Annotated in this window: 14 protein-coding genes; 2 read left to right on the top strand and 12 right to left on the bottom strand. The window is 53.4% G+C overall.

The genetic code is table 11. The annotated features are described in order from the left end of the window. The first annotated feature begins 130 nt into the window (after positions 1-130). Both ACRRUX_RS03505 and ACRRUX_RS03500 read left to right on the top strand, forming a co-directional pair. Positions 131-1,210, top strand: coding sequence for an efflux RND transporter periplasmic adaptor subunit (locus ACRRUX_RS03505; protein WP_432527208.1), 1,080 nt, complete (start codon positions 131-133; stop codon positions 1,208-1,210). Beyond that, a complete protein-coding gene (locus tag ACRRUX_RS03500; protein WP_432527206.1) occupies positions 1,210-4,302 on the top strand; it encodes an efflux RND transporter permease subunit in 3,093 nt (1,030 codons plus the stop codon). Before ACRRUX_RS03505 ends, ACRRUX_RS03500 begins: the two co-directional genes overlap by 1 nt. Before the next feature lie 77 nt (positions 4,303-4,379). Here the strand turns inward: ACRRUX_RS03500 and ACRRUX_RS03495 are convergent, their stop codons facing one another. The 12 genes from ACRRUX_RS03495 to ACRRUX_RS03440 all read right to left on the bottom strand — a co-directional run bounded on the left by ACRRUX_RS03495 (position 4,380) and on the right by ACRRUX_RS03440 (position 16,638). Next, a complete protein-coding gene (locus ACRRUX_RS03495; RefSeq protein WP_432527204.1) occupies positions 4,380-4,592 on the bottom strand; it encodes a DUF2897 family protein in 213 nt (70 codons plus the stop codon). A gap of 18 nt (positions 4,593-4,610) precedes the next feature. After that, on the bottom strand, positions 4,611-5,348 hold the full coding sequence (gene kdsB, locus ACRRUX_RS03490; RefSeq protein ID WP_432527202.1) for a 3-deoxy-manno-octulosonate cytidylyltransferase: 738 nt from the start codon (positions 5,346-5,348) through the stop codon (positions 4,611-4,613). A 237-nt stretch (positions 5,349-5,585) separates the two neighbouring features. Then, complete coding sequence (locus ACRRUX_RS03485) at positions 5,586-6,656, bottom strand: iron-containing alcohol dehydrogenase family protein (RefSeq protein ID WP_432527200.1); 1,071 nt, start codon at positions 6,654-6,656, stop codon at positions 5,586-5,588. 17 nt (positions 6,657-6,673) lie between these two features. Beyond that, entirely contained in the window at positions 6,674-7,864 is a 1,191-nt protein-coding gene (locus ACRRUX_RS03480) for a DegT/DnrJ/EryC1/StrS family aminotransferase (protein WP_432527198.1), read from the bottom strand. Positions 7,865-7,958: 94 nt separating this feature from the next. Next, complete coding sequence (can, locus tag ACRRUX_RS03475) at positions 7,959-8,567, bottom strand: carbonate dehydratase (RefSeq protein ID WP_432527196.1); 609 nt, start codon at positions 8,565-8,567, stop codon at positions 7,959-7,961. Positions 8,568-8,653: 86 nt separating this feature from the next. Continuing rightward, a complete protein-coding gene (locus ACRRUX_RS03470) occupies positions 8,654-9,334 on the bottom strand; it encodes a M15 family metallopeptidase (protein ID WP_432527194.1) in 681 nt (226 codons plus the stop codon). Next, on the bottom strand, positions 9,325-10,458 hold the full coding sequence (gene dapE / locus ACRRUX_RS03465; protein ID WP_432527192.1) for a succinyl-diaminopimelate desuccinylase: 1,134 nt from the start codon (positions 10,456-10,458) through the stop codon (positions 9,325-9,327). Before dapE ends, ACRRUX_RS03470 begins: the two co-directional genes overlap by 10 nt. After that, positions 10,458-10,823 (bottom strand): ArsC family reductase, encoded by a 366-nt coding sequence (locus ACRRUX_RS03460; RefSeq protein WP_432527190.1) that lies wholly within the window; start codon positions 10,821-10,823, stop codon positions 10,458-10,460. Before ACRRUX_RS03460 ends, dapE begins: the two co-directional genes overlap by 1 nt. Positions 10,824-11,346: 523 nt before the next feature. Next, the gene (locus ACRRUX_RS03455) at positions 11,347-13,263 is read right to left on the bottom strand and encodes a multiheme c-type cytochrome (protein ID WP_432527188.1); all 1,917 of its coding nucleotides are present in this window, start codon (positions 13,261-13,263) and stop codon (positions 11,347-11,349) included. Between the two features lie 826 nt (positions 13,264-14,089). Further along, complete coding sequence (gene crr, locus ACRRUX_RS03450) at positions 14,090-14,602, bottom strand: PTS glucose transporter subunit IIA (protein ID WP_432527186.1); 513 nt, start codon at positions 14,600-14,602, stop codon at positions 14,090-14,092. Between the two features lie 44 nt (positions 14,603-14,646). After that, the gene (ptsP, locus tag ACRRUX_RS03445) at positions 14,647-16,368 is read right to left on the bottom strand and encodes a phosphoenolpyruvate--protein phosphotransferase (RefSeq protein ID WP_432527184.1); all 1,722 of its coding nucleotides are present in this window, start codon (positions 16,366-16,368) and stop codon (positions 14,647-14,649) included. 3 nt (positions 16,369-16,371) lie between these two features. Further along, the gene (locus ACRRUX_RS03440; RefSeq protein WP_432527182.1) at positions 16,372-16,638 is read right to left on the bottom strand and encodes an HPr family phosphocarrier protein; all 267 of its coding nucleotides are present in this window, start codon (positions 16,636-16,638) and stop codon (positions 16,372-16,374) included.

Raw genomic sequence — 16,638 nt, 5'->3', positions numbered from 1 at the left:
TATTGCAATCCATGTGGTTACCTGCAGCATTTTTTTTACGGGCAATATTCTGTAACCAAAGGTAAAGTCACTTGATGTAAGTTTGCATGATTGTAAACTAACTTGAGATTTCAGCAGGATAGAAGCAGTAATGAAAAAAATAATAATAGCTTTGGCGGTGCTGGGTATCGTCGTGGCCGGTTACTTGTACTGGCCCCGGCAGGCTTCGCCTGTCCGGGAAGTTTCATCTGCCCCCGTGCAGGTCGTGGTCACTCAAGTTGCGATAGCATCTGTCAGGGATGAGGTGGAAGCTCTTGGCACCCTCAAGGCCAATGAATCAGTGGCCATTACGCCGAAAGTCACCGAGCGGGTAACACAGGTTCATTTCAATGATGGCCAGCTGATCAAAGCCGGTCAGCTGTTGGTGCAGCTGCAAAGCACAGAGCAGGCCGCCAAGGTTAAAGCGGCTGAAATTAAACTGCAGGAACAAATGCGCGAGCTGGCGCGGATCCGCTCTCTGGTCAGTAATAAGACAGTGGCGGAGCTGGAGCGGGACCGGTTGCAGTCATTGCTGGATACCGCCAGAGCTGAACTTGAGGCCGCGCAGTCTGCACTGGCCGACCGGCAGATCAATGCGCCTTTTGCCGGTCGACTCGGGCTGCGGCAGATCAGTGTGGGTGGTCTGGTTACTCCCGGCACCCTGATAACCACCCTCGATGATATTTCTGTGGTTAAGCTGGACTTTACCGTGCCTGAGCGTTTCATTTCGCAGATGTTGCCCGGTAAGCAGGTCGAGGCGCTCAGCACGGCGTATCCCGGTCAGACTTTTATTGGCAAGGTGACCGGAATTGACAGCCGGGTTGACCCCAATACCCGGGCGGTGACCGTGCGGGCGGAGATTGCCAATCCGCAGATGAAGCTGCTGCCCGGCATGCTGATGCAGGTAAAGCTCATCCGTGACACCCGGGATGCCATCATGGTGCCGGAGTCCGCCATTATTCCGCTGGGTGAGCACCATTATGTGTATCTGGTGGTGGATGGCAAAATCGATAAAAGGCAGGTCAGTATTGGCGCCAGAACCCGCGGCCGGGTAGAAATTGTCGAGGGACTGACGCCCGGTGAGGTACTGGTTATCCGTGGCATTATGAAGGTCAGACCCGGCAGCCCGGTAACTGTGGAGCAGGGGGAGAAGTTCTCCTTTAAAACCGCCGGTGTTGGGGAGCGCAGCTGATGATGCTGACTGATATTTCAGTAAAACGACCGGTGCTGGCATCGGTAATCAGCCTGCTGCTGGTGATCCTGGGATTGGTCTCCTTCGACAAGCTGCCACTGCGTGAATATCCGGATATCGATCCGCCCGTGGTGTCAGTGGAAACCAGTTATCGCGGGGCCAGTGCTGCCGTGGTGGAAAGCCGCATCACTCAGGTGGTGGAAGATAGAGTCAGCGGGGTAGAGGGCATACGCCATATCAGCTCCAGCAGTCGGGACGGACGCTCCAGTGTAACGCTTGAGTTTGATGTGGGCCGCGATATCGAAGCGGCCACCAATGATATTCGAGACCGGATTTCCGGTTTGCTAAACAATTTGCCCCAGGAGGCAGATCCCCCGGAAGTGCGCAAGGCGAATTCCAGTGATGAAGTGATCATGTGGCTGAATCTGGTTTCCGATCGCCTCAATACCCTGGAGCTGACCGACTATGCCCGCCGTTATCTGGTGGACCGATTTTCAGCCCTTGATGGCGTCGCCACTATCCGGGTTGGTGGCGGTAAAGTGTATGCCATGCGGGTGTGGCTGAACCGTCAGGCGCTTGCAGCGCACTCATTGACCGTCAGTGATGTCGAGCAGGCACTCAGAGCCCAGAATGTGGAGTTACCGGCAGGTTCAATCGAATCCGTGGAGCGACATTTTTCGGTACGGGTGGAGCGCAGCTTCCAGACCAGTGAAGATTTTGCCGCACTGGTGCTCAGTGAAGGCCATGATGGTCATTTGGTGCGGCTGGGAGATGTGGCCAGAGTCGAGGTGGGCTCGGAAGAAGATCGCATCATGTTCCGCGGTAACGGCGAGTCGATGATTGGTCTGGGCGTGGCAAAACAGTCCACCGCCAATACACTGGATGTCGCCAGGGCCGCGAACGCACTGGCGGATGAGTTGAATCTGTCGTTGCCTGTGGGCATGGAAATTAAAAAATCCTACGACAGCTCGGTATTTATTGAGGCGTCCATCAACGAGGTCTATCAGACGCTGTTTATCGCCATGATACTGGTGATTGTGGTGATTTATCTGTTTCTTGGCAGTGTCCGCGCCATGCTGATCCCGGCACTTGCGGTGCCAGTGTCTTTGCTGTCGACCTTTATCGTGCTGTACGCGCTGGGTTACACCATTAATCTGTTGACCTTGCTGGCGATGATCCTTGCCATCGGCATGGTGGTGGATGATGCCATTGTGATGCTCGAGAATATTCACCGGCGCATTGAAGCGGGCGAAAGCCCGCTGAAAGCTGCGTTTCTGGGTGCCAGACAGGTGGCATTTGCGGTTATTGCGACCACGCTGGTGCTGGTGTCAGTGTTTATGCCCATCACCTTCCTGGAAGGGGATTTGGGTAAGCTGTTCAAGGAGTTCGCCGTGGCGATGAGCGCCGCGGTGATTTTCTCCAGTGTCGTGGCGCTGACGCTGAGTCCCATGATGTGCTCCAAGGTGCTCAAAAGCGCTGAGCAGGAGCCCTGGCTGGTGCGGCAGGTCGAGCGTGCCATGAATGCCATGGCACGCGGTTACGCCGCTATGCTCAATCGCGCCATCGGTGCGCCCTATCTGGTGGTTTTGCTGGCAGTGGCAGCGCTGGCGGCCAGTATCTATCTGGTGAAAAAGTTACCTCAGGAATTTGCCCCCATGGAGGATCGGGGCGGGATATTTTTGATGGTAAACGGGCCTCAGGGCGCCAGCTACGACTATATCGAGCAGTACATGAATGAGGTGGAGGCCCGTCTGATGCCGTTGGTGGAATCGGGTGATATCAACCGTTTGTTGATCAGGGCGCCAAGGGGCTGGGGCAGTGTGGCGGATTTTTCCGGAGGCATGGCCATTATTGTGCTGAATGATTGGGCGCAGCGTCGTCCGGCCAATGAGATCGCCGCCGATATCCGCAACCGCCTGTCGGATTTGGCCGGCATCCGGGCGTTTCCGGTGATGCGTCAGGCATTTGGTCGCGGCGTTGGCAAGCCGGTGCAGTTTGTACTGGGTGGGCCAACCTATGAGGAGCTGGCACAGTGGCGCGATATTATTCTGGAAAAGGCCAAGGAAAATCCGGGTTTGCTGGGGCTGGATCACGACTATCAGGAAACCAAACCGCAGCTGCGGGTAGTGATAGATAAAGATCGGGCTGCCGACATGGGGGTGTCTATTGCCCATATCGGCAGGACGCTGGAGTCCATGCTCGGCTCCCGTCTGGTCACCACCTTTTTGCGTGACGGTGAGGAGTATGATGTGATTGTTGAGGGCGAGCGTCAGCAACAGAATACTGCCAGTGATTTGAGCAATATTTATGTGCGTTCAGAGCGCAGCGGTGAACTGATCCCGCTGTCGAATCTGGTATCGGTTGAGGAGTATGCGGACGCATCCAGCCTGAATCGTTATAACCGCATGCGTGCCATTACGCTGGAGGCCAATCTGGCTGAAGGATACAGCCTGGGGGAAGCGCTGGATTATCTCAACGGGCTGGTGCGTGAATGGCTGCCGGTGGAGGCTGTGGTGAGCTATAAAGGCCAGTCACTGGATTATCAGGAATCCGGCTCCAGCATGTACTTTGTATTCATTCTGGCGCTGGGCATCGTGTTTCTGGTGCTGGCGGCCCAATTTGAAAGTTATATTCACCCATTGGTAATCATGCTGACTGTGCCATTAGCCACCCTGGGGGCGCTGCTGGGACTGTATTTCACCGGGCAGAGTCTGAATATCTACAGTCAGATAGGTATTATCATGCTGGTGGGATTGGCGGCGAAAAACGGCATTTTGATTGTGGAGTTTGCCAACCAGCTCAGGGATCAGGGACTGGAATTTCGCGAGGCGCTGATCAGCGCATCCTGTCAGCGTCTGCGGCCTATTCTGATGACGGGGATTACCACGGCGGCCGGTGCAGTACCGCTGGTGCTGTCTTTTGGTGCCGGCTCTGAAACCCGTTTTGTGATAGGTGTCGTAGTCCTCAGTGGCATAGTGGTGGCAACGGTATTTACCCTGTTGGTGGTGCCGGTCGCTTACAGTCTGCTGGCCCCCTTTACCACAACTCCGGATGAAGTGACCCGCCGGCTTGAGCGGGAGCTGGAACGTTGATAATCCTCGCAGATTGAATGACTAACGCAAAAAACAGCCAGTCAAACGACTGGCTGTTTGTTTATGATTGAGCACGCTCAATCGGGCTTGTCATCATCCCATTCCCGGTATTTGGGATACTGACTCTGCCCGGCATCCTGCTTGTCTTTGTTGTCTGATTTGATGGATTTATCCTTATGATCGCCAAACTGGTGCATTTTGAACCTGGCGGTGTGTTTGAGCACCACCAGATTGCTGGCAATAATACCGACAATCAGCAATACCAGTAACAGGGCTTCCCAGTCCGACATAGGATATCCTCAATCATTTCAGTCAACTGACAACATTTGCTCACACTTGCGGATATCGGCAGGCGTGTCAACTTCCGGTGAGTCAAAAGCGCCGATAGCAACTTTGATTTTATAACCATTTTCCAGTGCGCGCAGCTGCTCCAGCTTCTCAAGAGACTCCAGCCGGCCTACCGGCAGGTTGGCGAAGGTGTTGAGGAAGCGACGGGTATAGGCATAGATCCCCAGGTGCTTGTACATGGGATATTCGCGGGTATCCCGTCCGTGAGGGATGGAAGCGCGGGAGAAGTAGATGGCATAATGGTCGTTGTCATACACGAGTTTGACGTGATTGGGGTCGTGACGTTCTTCCTGACGCAGGATTTCCACACCCAGAGTTGCCATTTCAAATTCACCCGGGTTGTCCTTGAATAAACGGATCAATTGTTCGATACAGATAGGGTCAATCAATGGCTGATCACCCTGCAGGTTGATGATCAGTTCATCTTCGGGCAGTGCCAGGTTGGTTGCCGCTTCTTCCAGACGGTCGGTACCTGATGCAGCGTCACTGCCGGTCATCACCACTTTGCCACCAAAGCCCTCAACGGTTTCACGGATGCGTTGGTCGTCTGTTGCGACATAGATATTATCCAACCCCTCAGCCAGTGACGCGCGTTCATAGACACGCTGGATCATCGGCTTACCGTTAATCGGTGCCAGTGGCTTACCTGGAAAACGGCTGGAGCCATAACGCGCCGGGATTAACAGGGTTACATTCATGGAGTTACCTTTTACTTTGCAAGGACGCCACCGTGGCGTCCGGTCGTTGGTGCCAGAGCGTAAACCCGATTGTATCCCCTTGCAAGAGGAGGCACCTGCCGGTTGGGATAAATTTCCCGGCGCTGTGGTCTGAAAAGCAAAAAATGCAGGTCGGCAAGGCCAACCTGCATCCATACGGCGCGCCATTCACGGCTGTGCGCGTGATATGTGCACCACTTATCAGTATTGCCGGATTCGTCACATGCGCCGGTAGAGGGACGTCAACCGTTCATCGGTGACCTGTTGCTGCCAGTTGGGGCCGTAGACATTTTCCCACAATGGCGCCATGCCTTTGGCAATTCTGACCATATCGGCAATGGTTTCATCCGGCAATTCCCGGCATATATGGCGGGGCAGTGTGATGCCGTGTTTTTGCAGCATCACCCGGAATTCCTGCACACCTTCGGGGTAGAAGTCGTCCAGCACGTCAAACACGATGCAGTTGCCTATGCCGTGGTGGTAACCCAGCACATATGAAAGTCCATAGGATAAGGCATGACAGGCACCAACCTGACTGTAGGCGATGCTCATGCCACCCATATAGGAGGCCATCATCAGCTTGTCTGCCGATTCCGGATGATCTTCCAGGAATACCTGACGACACAGTGCCAGCGATTTTTCCCCGAATGCCCTGGAGAATTCATTGAGATACGTGCCCTGCAGCGACTCGATGCAATGGATATAACAGTCCATACCGGTATAAAACCACTGATCTTTTGCCACGCCATCGGTCAGCTCAGGATCCATGATAATCTGGTCAAACACAGTGTAATCTGAGTTGAGTCCGAGTTTGCGCACCGGACCACACAGCACCGCAGTGCGGGAGGCTTCGGCGCCGGTACCGGATATGGTCGGAATACCAATATGATGCACCGCTGGCTGTTTAATCAGATCCCAGCCCTGATATTCGGCACTGCCGCCCGGGTTGGTCAGCATCAGTGCCACCGCCTTGGCAACATCCATGGTGGAGCCTCCGCCAAGACCCACGACCGAGACCGGCAATTGGTGATGAAAGCGCTGTACTTCCTGCGTGATACTGTCGACCTGCAGGGTTGATGGCTCATCGTCAACATTGACCCACACCAGCATATCCTGTGGCTGTCTGGGAATACGTTTAGCCAATGCGTTGTTCTGGTGTACCCGATCGACCAGAAACACCACAAAGTCCTGCTCCTGCAGGCGCTCTGCTGCCAGAACTTCATCCAGTTGAGCGAAAGCTCCGCGCCCGAAAATCATCCTGGGCACAGTTTTGAAATTTCTGAATGCCATGGTGGCGCTCCTTATTATCAGTTTTGCCCAAATGCCCGGCGTATGTGGTGAATGCGTTCTGCGATGGCCTGCTCACTCCAGCTGAGTTTGATCAGCAGTGACAGGGTGCGGCTCATGATGTGATCGGATTGGGGAAGTGCAATGTGGCGGTAATCCGGCAGATCACTGTTAAGTGCCACAGGCAGTTTGGCAGGCCCCTTCAGCTGCTGGATATGTTGCCAGTTTTTCAGATAATGCCAGTTGTTGCCATACCAGTAAAAACAGCCGTCGACTCCGGCGCTGCCCAGTTTCTGATTGATTTCCACCGCTCGTGCGGCCGTGGGCAGCATGAAACTGAGGAATCCCGCGTTGTCACCGGCAGGATCTGGCAGATGCCGGAACTGGATTTCGTCGATGTCAGCCAGGGCTGATTTAATCATGGTCTTGTGGCGACGCTGAATCGCCAGAATGTCATCGAGTTTGCGAAGCTGTGCCACTCCCAGGGCCGCGTTCATTTCACTTATCCGGAAATTCAGCCCCATGATGGGATGCCCCTCTGCACCCCGGTCATTGCCCAGGTGATCATGGCCATGATCCGAAAACATATGGGCATTGCGGTAGATGGTCTCAGATTGGGTGACAATGGCGCCACCTTCGCCGCAGCTGATGGTTTTGACTGAGTCAAAGGAGAAACAGCCGACCTGACCCAAAGTGCCCAATGGCTGACCGTGATAGCTGCCGCCAATGGCCTGACAGGCATCCTCCAGCAACATCAGTCCATGGCGATCGCACAGGGCTTTGATCTGGTCAATCCGTCCCATACTGCCACACATGTGGACCAGGTTGACGGCGCGGGTTCTGGGGGTGATGGCTGCTTCAATGCCTTCGGGGGAGAGGCACAGGGTATCGTCAATTTCCGCAAACACCGGAATGGCACCGGCCATGACGATAGCCTCAACTGAGGCGACAAAGGTAAAAGGTGGAACAATGACTTCGTCTCCGGCGCCAATGCCGGATGCCGCCAGTGCGGTTTGCAGTGCAGCCGTGCCACTTGATACCAGATGAGCATGGCGGACCTGAAGTCTGTCCTGCAACATGCGCTCCATTTCAGCGGCCTTCCAGCGACCGTTGCGCATTCCGTCGAAGTTGTATCTGAAGGTAAAGCCATTGGCCATCACATCAGCCACTTCCTGACGCTCTTCAGCTCCGAATAATTCGAATCCCGGCATTGATTTGAGTCTCCTTTCTGCAAGCGAAACAATGCCGGTCGAGTATATCTTAAGCAAATGCTTAAGTGATCAAAAAATAATCATATTGATGGGTTCAGCGCAAAGTGCTGTGTTGATCCCGGGTCACATCCAGATCGGTCAGCAGACCATTATCGATACTGTAAATCCAGCCGTGAACAGACAGTGTCTGACCCCGTTGCCAGGCGTCCTGAACAATAGAGGTGTTGACGACGTTGTGTACCTGCTCCATGACGTTGAGCTCACACAGCCGGTCAATTTTTTGGGCGCCCTGCAGCGCATCAATCTCATCCCGGTAGAGGCGGTACACATCGCGCAGATGTCCAAGCCAGTTGTCGATAAGGCCCAGGCGTTGCTCGGTAAGCGCGGCTTTGACGCCGCCACAGCCATAGTGGCCAACCACCATGATATGTTTCACCCTGAGCACTTCCACGGCGTATTGAATAACCGACAGACAGTTGAGATCGGTATGGATCACCATGTTGGCGATATTGCGGTGCACAAACACTTCGCCGGGCATTAAATCGATGATTTGATTGGAAGGTACCCGACTGTCGGAGCAGCCAATCCACAGGTATTCCGGATTTTGCTGTTGGGCCAGTTGTTCAAAGAAGTCGGGCTTTTCCTGACGGATCCGCTCTGCCCACAGGCGATTGTTGTCAAACAGGGGTTTCAAGATTTTCATTGGAATTTACTTAGTCAAGGTGGGGTTTTACCACCGGCGGAAGTCTATCAGCAGTTTTCCCGCCAACTGGTCTATCCTGCAGCGTGTTACGCTGGTGGCGGGGCGACCCGGTAGACAAACTCATCAAGCAATTTGTCGAGTTGCGACAATACCGACCCTTTTAATCGCAACTCGCTGTTTTGCAGCAGTGTTGTCAGTTGCTGGATATCAAATGCAGCCAGATAGTCGCCTGATTGCGGGAAGTAACTTAAATGCCAGGGTTCAGGGCTGACGCCGCTCAATCCGGCCTGAAATGGAAAATAAAAGCCATATCCGGCGGCATGTTCAAGCAGCCATTGGTAGAGCTGGTGACAGGGGCCTGCGGCGAGGTATTCAGCAGGGATCAGATGCAAATCATCCCGGCTTATCATCGCGGCATCAAATACATCGATGTCGGTTCCCCAGTGGTGTCTTGAGCATCCCGGCAGGGCAGACCAGATAAGGATGAGCTGCACCAGCTCATCCTCGGTATAATCTGCAGGGCTGACCAGCTGACAGTATTTGTCCAGCAGCTGGCGTCTGCCGCTGGCTTTGCCATTCCAGATCGTTTGTTGCCGCTCAAAACTGCGATAGCCAGAGCAAATCCTGAGATCTATGCCTTCTGCCGTTGCTGCCTGTTGCATGGCGCTGAAGGCGGCGAGAGTCTCAGGCGTCAGCAGGATACCCTCAGCGTCAACCAGACCCTGTTCATTGGTGCCGTACAGTCGGCCGTCGGGGATCAATTGCACAGCAGCTTTTCCAGGATTTTTTCATAGCAGCAGGCCAGTAGCTCAAGATCCGCAACTTTGACGCATTCGTTGACTTTGTGGATGGTGGCATTGACCGGACCCAGTTCAATGACCTGCGCACCGGTTGGCGCGATAAAACGACCATCAGAGGTGCCGCCGGTTGTCTGGGGATCGGTATGTAAACCTGTTACCTCAAAAATCGCCTCGCGGGTAGCCTGCAGCAGCGGCCCGTTGTCAGTGAGAAACGGCAGGCCGTTATAAACCCAGCTGATGTCGTAATCCAGACCATGAGCATCCAGAATGCCCAGTACCCGTTCGATCAGCGATTCAGCTGTGACCTCGGTGGAGTAACGGAAATTGAACATCACATCAAGCGCGCCGGGAATGACATTGGAAGCTCCGGTTCCGGCGTGAATATTGGCAATCTGGAAACTGGTCGGCGGGAAGAACTCATTGCCCTTGTCCCAGCAAATACGGGCCAGCTCCGCCAGCGCAGGCGCGGCTTTGTGCACCGGGTTATCAGCCAGATGAGGGTAGGCTACATGCCCCTGCACACCTTTGACGGTCAGGTTGCCGGTGAGACTGCCGCGGCGGCCATTTTTGACAATATCGCCCAATAGGTGGGTGGATGAAGGCTCTCCTACCAGTGCCCAGGTAATCTTTTCGCTGCGCGCTTCCAGAGTGTCAATCACTTTGGGCGTACCGTTGATAAAAGGACCTTCTTCGTCGCTGGTGATCAGAAAGGCAATCGAGCCCGGATGATCTGGATGGCGTTCCACAAAGCGGCGGGTGGCGACCATCATGGCAGCCAGTGAGCCTTTCATGTCGGCGGCGCCGCGGCCATGGAGATAGCCGTCTATTTCTCTGGGTTCAAAAGGTGGAGTGTGCCACTGCGCCAGATCGCCTGCCGGCACCACGTCAGTGTGGCCGGCAAAGCAGAACAGCGGGCCGCCGGTACCACGACGAGCCCAGAGATTGGTGGTATCGGCAAACACCATTGGCTCGATAGTAAAGCCAAGTGGGGCCAGATACTCAGACATCATTTGTTGACAGCCTGCATCCTCAGGAGTGACTGATGGGCGTGCGATTAAATCCTTCGCGATATCAATAAGTTCAGTATTCATCAGGCGAACCATGCCTCATAGTCAGCGGCCTTGAAGCCCACCATGACCCGGGTGCCATCGGTCAGCACCGGACGTTTAACCAGCGTCGGATTAGCCAGCATCAGCGTGATGGCTTTAGCGGCATCGAGCTGCGTTTTGTCTGAATCAGGCAGTTCCCGGAAACTGGTAGAGCGTTTGTTGAATACCGTCTCCCACCCCAGCGTATTGACCCAGTGACTGAGTGTCTTTTCGTCCAGACCCTGCTCGCGAAAATCATGAAAGCTGGCTTCATGGTCATTGGCTTCCAGCCATTTGCGGGCCTTTTTCACTGTGTCGCAATTTTTTATGCCGTATAGGATTGTTTGAGGGATTTTGGCGGCGCCCATATGATTTAACTGGTTGTTTGTGTTGAAGCTAACATACCACAGGAGAAATTGATGAGCACTACCAAAGCCTACTCCCGGCAGATGTTCAACAACACTGAGCAGATTGAAGCACAATGGCTGTTCTGGTGAAAACAATTCAATGATTCGGTGAAGGTAATGCCGATGAGAATACGATGAGCCGTGTCTCAAGGGCATTTTGCCGATGCGTCTTTTGCAGGCGTCATTTATCGCGGTATGGATGAGTACAGGACTGACACGCAGCGTACGCCAGTGAAATTGTTACTCTTGAATTTGGAGTTTGGACGTGGCACCTGAAATCAGGCGTTGGCGAATGAAAAAAGGGTCCTGAGCCCCTTTGCTGCATACCACATTTTGCAGGGAGATATGCTTACTGCGACAGAGACAAACTCGGAGCAACAGGTCATGACAATTCAGATTAAAATGTTATGCCCCATGCTTGGTTGGCTCTATGTTCAGGAGCCTGGATAGAGATGACTCCTGACATTTTAACTCACTCGGATAGTTAATACTGGTGTGCTTCAGCCATTCGGTCTGGGCTGTGACATACTGAGCAGGATTCGACGATAGGTGCGGGATCAAATACGGTAAAGGTGCCTTTTTCGCCCTGATGAATTCCTGCAGGTGTCACAGCGATGTTGAAGTCTCCTCCCTGACTGAGCATGTGTGCTTTGGCAGGCTCGCTGCTGTGACAACTGACACAATTGGCGGAAATGGGGGTAATCCCGTAGACGTTGTCAGCATCCAGCCCGTTGAGCACGACAGCCGGGGCGATATTTTCCAGGTTAATCTCACCGGTATGACAGGCGACACACTCGACCTTTTTAGTTTTGTCAGTGGTCGGCATATCATTGACAGCGCGGCCATCTTTGTAGTCGCCAAAGTGCATATTGTGGACGAGTGGGCCCCACGCCATGACGTAGTCTTCCCCTTGTTTTGCCGGTGTCCAGTTATAAGCACTGTGACACTGGGTACAGGCGTCACCACCCAAATCAAAACCACCGCGGTTGCTGCCGTGCCCGTCAAGTCCTTCCGTGTGGCAGTTCAGACACTTCAGGCCATCGGAGCTGGTGCGACGCACCTGCTTGATGTTGGAAATGCTGATAGGTGCATTTTTACTGCCATAGCTGATTCGCCCATCGATACCCCCAGCCAGCACCTCTCCTTCTTCGTAGGGCATGGCGTGGGTGATGAGGTAGGTATAGGAACCATCAGCATTGGTCATACCGCTGACAGAACGGGCTACATGACCATCATCGCGCCCGGGCAGCATGGCTTCACCGTTTTTCATTACCGTAGCCCAGCCACGGGGGGATGCATCGGTGATGTTGGCGATGTCGACCTGTTGACCCTCAACATTGGTTGCATTCACGGTCACCAGAATACCGGATTTGTCATTGGTACGAACGACTGAGATAAGCTCAAACCGGTAACGGTTCAGCGCCTCATCCCGTGCGGTACCATTCTGGTGAGCATACATATAGCCTTCAGGCCCATGACAATTGTTGCAGCTGGCATTGGTGAAACCACTATGATCAATATTGCCGACGCGATCCTCTGACAACAGACTGGTGTGGCAGGTCGTACAGCCGTTGATTGACGCGGTAAAATCGACATCGTCTATGTGGCAGGTAGAGCAGCGTTTCATATCCATGGAGTAGTTACTCCAAAGCGCTGCGTGACCTTTGGATATTTTTCCACCTTCACCGTCAGACATCTTTCCATGGCCAATCATTGCCATGGTATTTTTGGCGTGTCCGCCATCTTTTTGCTCTGTTTGAGTGTGACAGCTCAGACATGCGTCAACGATGACGATGTTCTGGTCGTTGTCCAGTGCATGATGATGCTGGTGCCAGCCCCATGCAGAGTTGCCTGTGGCTGCAGTGAAATCACCATGGCAGGTGACGCACTTATTGTCATCCGTGGTACGTACCTGGGCATATTGCTCGGTTTGGGTAAGCATGATCCGCTTCGTTCGGGGCATGCCATTGTTGCCGTTACCCGGGCGGATATAACCAATACCAACAGATTCAGGTTTGACGCCTTCTCTGGGCATTTCCAGACGATAGACGCCGTCTCCAACATGGGTCAGGGTTCCTTTGGAATTACTGTCACCGGAAAAGTAAGTGAGTGACACGGTATCTGCAAGTAAACCTTCTGCGTCGGTCACTGTCGACAGTAATTCAACCCGGTCGAGATCTTCGACGGCGACACCATCCTGATTTTCAACAGAAAATTCAACATTAATAACATTGTCACCAAAATGCCAATCCAGCACTTTCGCCACAGCAGAAGTCGTTACGACAGGAGGCTCGCCTGGCAGCCCTGGAATACCCGGTTCACCGGGTTCTCCGGGTTTGCCGTCTTTACCGTCGCTGCCGCATGCTGAAAGTCCCAGCGCGGCAGCAATAAATACTGCCATTCTAAACTTTGTTATTCTTTTCATTAGTTTTGCCTTAATTCTTAATGAGTACCTCGTTATAGGTACTGCATGTCAGAATGGCGTATTAACATTTTCAAAACTGTAAAAATGATCACAATTAAAGGCGTGCGGATTAACTATTTGAAAATGTTATTTTCCCTACTTAATAATTATTAATTGAACATTAATCAGGTTGCGATGCATTGTGTTTCACGTGTATGCAGAATGTTTTTGCTGAATATTCTTAAATATGACTTGCCCTGTTGTTGGTGTCCTGCAGAAGTCGTTTTAAGGAGAATCCTTTCCAGGGATACACTTTGGTGGTGGGCATCTGAGGCTGTCTGTATCCAGATTGAATATGTCTGTTGCCAAGGCAGATATATAAAGTGCTGAAGAATTAACAATAGCTGGAATTCATTTGAACCCAAATGCAAGCGAAAGACTTCGTACTTATAGGGTTATGACGTCAAACATATTGCTGCAAATAAATATGGCGGATAAAGCTATTTCCAGAGGATTAATGTTTGGTTTTATTGACGTTATTGAAGAGTGCTTTCACTGAGTAAGTTAAGCTCAGGGCTCGTCTGAAGTATTTTACCAGCTTGTTTTGAGTCATTCTGTCATCAAGACAGTGCTGTAAGTCACCAGCCAGGCCGGTGACTTACGGCTAACGAGAGAATACTGATCTACCTTAGATGAGCAGTGACTTATAACCTTGTATTGCTCATATAATCAGGCGCTCGCCTTTTTTATGCTTTAAGGGTCACCTGGGTACTCCTGCAGGCGTAATAACCTGCAGGCGTAATCAAAGGATTTGCAGTGGTCATCATTGCATGGTCACGATAAAAATGGGGTCTTTACCTGCACTGACGTTGCCCGTTCTTGGAGTCATACTGCCGATATCTTCCATATTGGCAACGACCACAGGGGTGAGTACGCAGGGAATTTCCTGCTTGATGGCTTTTAAATCCAGCGCAATGACTGGCTCACCGGCGACGACCTGGCTGCCTTCTTCTTTCAGGCGGGTAAAACCCTTTCCACCGAGTTCAACTGTACCCACACCAAAGTGAACGAACAGCTCGATTCCCTGAGGGCTTTCGATACTGAAGGCGTGATTGTTTTCGAAGATCTTGGCCAGAGTGCCGCTGATCGGCGCCACCAATTGATTACCCGTGGGGTCGATGGCAATACCATCACCCACGATTTTTTCCGCAAACACCTTATCCGGTACCTGATCCAGCGGTATCAATTCACCACTGATCGGCGCCAGAATTGCTATGCCGCCCTCGACGGGGGGCTGGCTCGATATCATGCGCCTGATCCGGCTGAAAAATCCCATAACCTGTTGCCTGCTATCCTTAATTTAACCGAGCATCAGGATACTCAATCCGCAGCACAATTGACAGTGGCAAGGCAGCTGTGCAGTTCATCCAATCGCTGACATTTGAGCGCTTTTTGTGCCAGCAACCGGGCGTCAGTCATGTGGGTGATTAAAATTTGCTCTTTGACCTCCAGCAAACCACTGGGGCTGAGGCTGAATTCATCCAGCCCCATGCCCAAAAGCAGCGCTGTAGCTGCTGGATTGCCGGCCAGTTCACCGCACATTGACACCCTGAGACCTCGCGCGTGGGTGGCATCAATGCATAGTTTTATCAGTTTCAGCAACGGCGGCGACAGTGCCGGAAACGTCCGTGTCAGCTCCGGTACAGTTCTGTCTGCCGCCATAGTGTACTGAGTCAGATCATTGGTGCCTATGCTGACAAAATCCAGCAGTGGCAACATGCTATCCAGATTCAGGGCTGCTGCCGGCGTCTCCACCACAATTCCCAGCGCGGGATCGCCAAAGCCCAGCTCCCGTTCAAGCAGGTGTTGACGGCACAGTTCCAGTTCCTGCAATACGGCATCAAGCTCTTCGGGCTGATTGATCATCGGAAACATCAATTTGACCGGTCCGTGATTGGCAACCCGCAGTAAGGCTCTGAGTTGGCTGCGAAACAGATCCGGGTGACTGAGGCTGTATCTGATCCCGCGGTTGCCAAGCGCCGGATTGGCTTCGGCGGGCAGCTTGAGGGCGGCCAGCGCTTTGTCTGCGCCAATATCCAGGGTTCTGACTGTAAAGGGTTTGCCATCAAGCCGGCGCAGGCAATCCAGATACACCTTGTACTGAGTGTCTTCATCCGGCAGCGTGGCAGCATTGAGCAACATCAGCTCAGTGCGCAGCAATCCTACACCTTCTCCGCCACTGCCAAGCAGCTGGTCAATATCCGCTTCACAGCCAACGTTGGCCAGCAGTGGCACGGCCTGCCCATCGCGGGTCTGGCAGGGAAGGTCGCGAATGCCTTCCAGTTCCGTCTGGCGGGCCAGAAATTCAGCCAAAGATGCCTTGAGGCGCTCAACGGTTTGCGCCGACGGGTCAATGTGCAGCGTCTGGGCGTTAGCGTTGAGGATCAGCCCACAGCCGTTGGTCAGTTGCTGCCGGTCCAGATCACAGTTGAGCAATGCCGGTATACCGGCTGCCCGCGCCAGAATGGCCGTGTGGCTGGTCAATCCGCCCTGAGTCAGCACCAGACCGACTATGTGGGTCAGCGGCAGGGCGGTAAATTCCGCCGGTGTCATATCTTCGGCGATAATAATGGTGTCAGTGGTTAACGCGTGCAGATCGGGTAATTGCTCCCCGAGTATTTGCCGGATAAGTCTTTGACCCAGGCTCAGAATGTCGTTGCCTCTGGCCGCCAGATAATCATCATCCATGGCCTGCAGTTCGTCGGCGTGTTGTTGAGTGACCCGGTGTACGGCGACATGAGCAGGCAGATGCAGGGTGGTAATCGCCTGATTGACGGCCCCGGTAAACTCATCGTCCTGCAGTATCATCAGCTCGGCATCAAGCAATTGTGCCTGAGGAGAGTCAGGGGCAAATTGAGCCAGCAGGGGACCAAAACCTTCGGCAAGTTGCTCGCAGGCATCGGCGAACACCTGCTGCTGGGCATCAAGTTGACTGGCACCAAGGCGCTGGTTGGCATCAAAATCCACTGCCGGTGGCATAATCAGCGCTTCACCAAAGGCAATACCGGCAGATACGCCGATGCCGTGGGCTATCTGTCCCATGGGTTACTCCAGCTCCAGCAGCAGTTGGGCGAGAGCGTCGACGGCAGCCCTGGCATCGTCGCCACGGGCGATCAGTGAAACCTGCGCGCCTTTGGACAGCGGCAGGGTTTGCAGCCTGAACAGACTCTTGCCGTTGGCCTCCTTACCGCCACAACTTAAAATAATATCCGCCTGAAAGGCTTTGGCCGCTTTCACAAACAGGGCGCCGGGGCGGGTGTGTATGCCATGTCTGGCCTGAATGGTCAGCGTCTGGGAATATTCCTGGGTCAT

Origin of the sequence: Shewanella sp. GXUN23E (assembly GCF_050865035.1) — a bacterium.
Lineage (GTDB): Bacteria > Pseudomonadota > Gammaproteobacteria > Enterobacterales > Shewanellaceae > Shewanella.
This window is presented reverse-complemented; position numbering and strand designations above follow the sequence as displayed.

Coding starts and splice junctions, on each gene's coding strand:
- dapE (WP_432527192.1), bottom strand. CDS start 10,458: ATGAATACTGAACTTATTGATATCGCGAAGGATTTAATCGCACGCCCA.
- ACRRUX_RS03480 (WP_432527198.1), bottom strand. CDS start 7,864: ATGCCGGGATTCGAATTATTCGGAGCTGAAGAGCGTCAGGAAGTGGCT.
- ACRRUX_RS03455 (WP_432527188.1), bottom strand. CDS start 13,263: ATGGCAGTATTTATTGCTGCCGCGCTGGGACTTTCAGCATGCGGCAGC.
- ACRRUX_RS03460 (WP_432527190.1), bottom strand. CDS start 10,823: ATGGGCGCCGCCAAAATCCCTCAAACAATCCTATACGGCATAAAAAAT.
- ACRRUX_RS03440 (WP_432527182.1), bottom strand. CDS start 16,638: ATGACCCAGGAATATTCCCAGACGCTGACCATTCAGGCCAGACATGGC.
- ACRRUX_RS03485 (WP_432527200.1), bottom strand. CDS start 6,656: ATGGCATTCAGAAATTTCAAAACTGTGCCCAGGATGATTTTCGGGCGC.
- ACRRUX_RS03495 (WP_432527204.1), bottom strand. CDS start 4,592: ATGTCGGACTGGGAAGCCCTGTTACTGGTATTGCTGATTGTCGGTATT.
- kdsB (WP_432527202.1), bottom strand. CDS start 5,348: ATGAATGTAACCCTGTTAATCCCGGCGCGTTATGGCTCCAGCCGTTTT.
- ACRRUX_RS03500 (WP_432527206.1), top strand. CDS start 1,210: ATGATGCTGACTGATATTTCAGTAAAACGACCGGTGCTGGCATCGGTA.
- ptsP (WP_432527184.1), bottom strand. CDS start 16,368: ATGGGACAGATAGCCCACGGCATCGGCGTATCTGCCGGTATTGCCTTT.
- can (WP_432527196.1), bottom strand. CDS start 8,567: ATGAAAATCTTGAAACCCCTGTTTGACAACAATCGCCTGTGGGCAGAG.
- ACRRUX_RS03505 (WP_432527208.1), top strand. CDS start 131: ATGAAAAAAATAATAATAGCTTTGGCGGTGCTGGGTATCGTCGTGGCC.
- crr (WP_432527186.1), bottom strand. CDS start 14,602: ATGGGATTTTTCAGCCGGATCAGGCGCATGATATCGAGCCAGCCCCCC.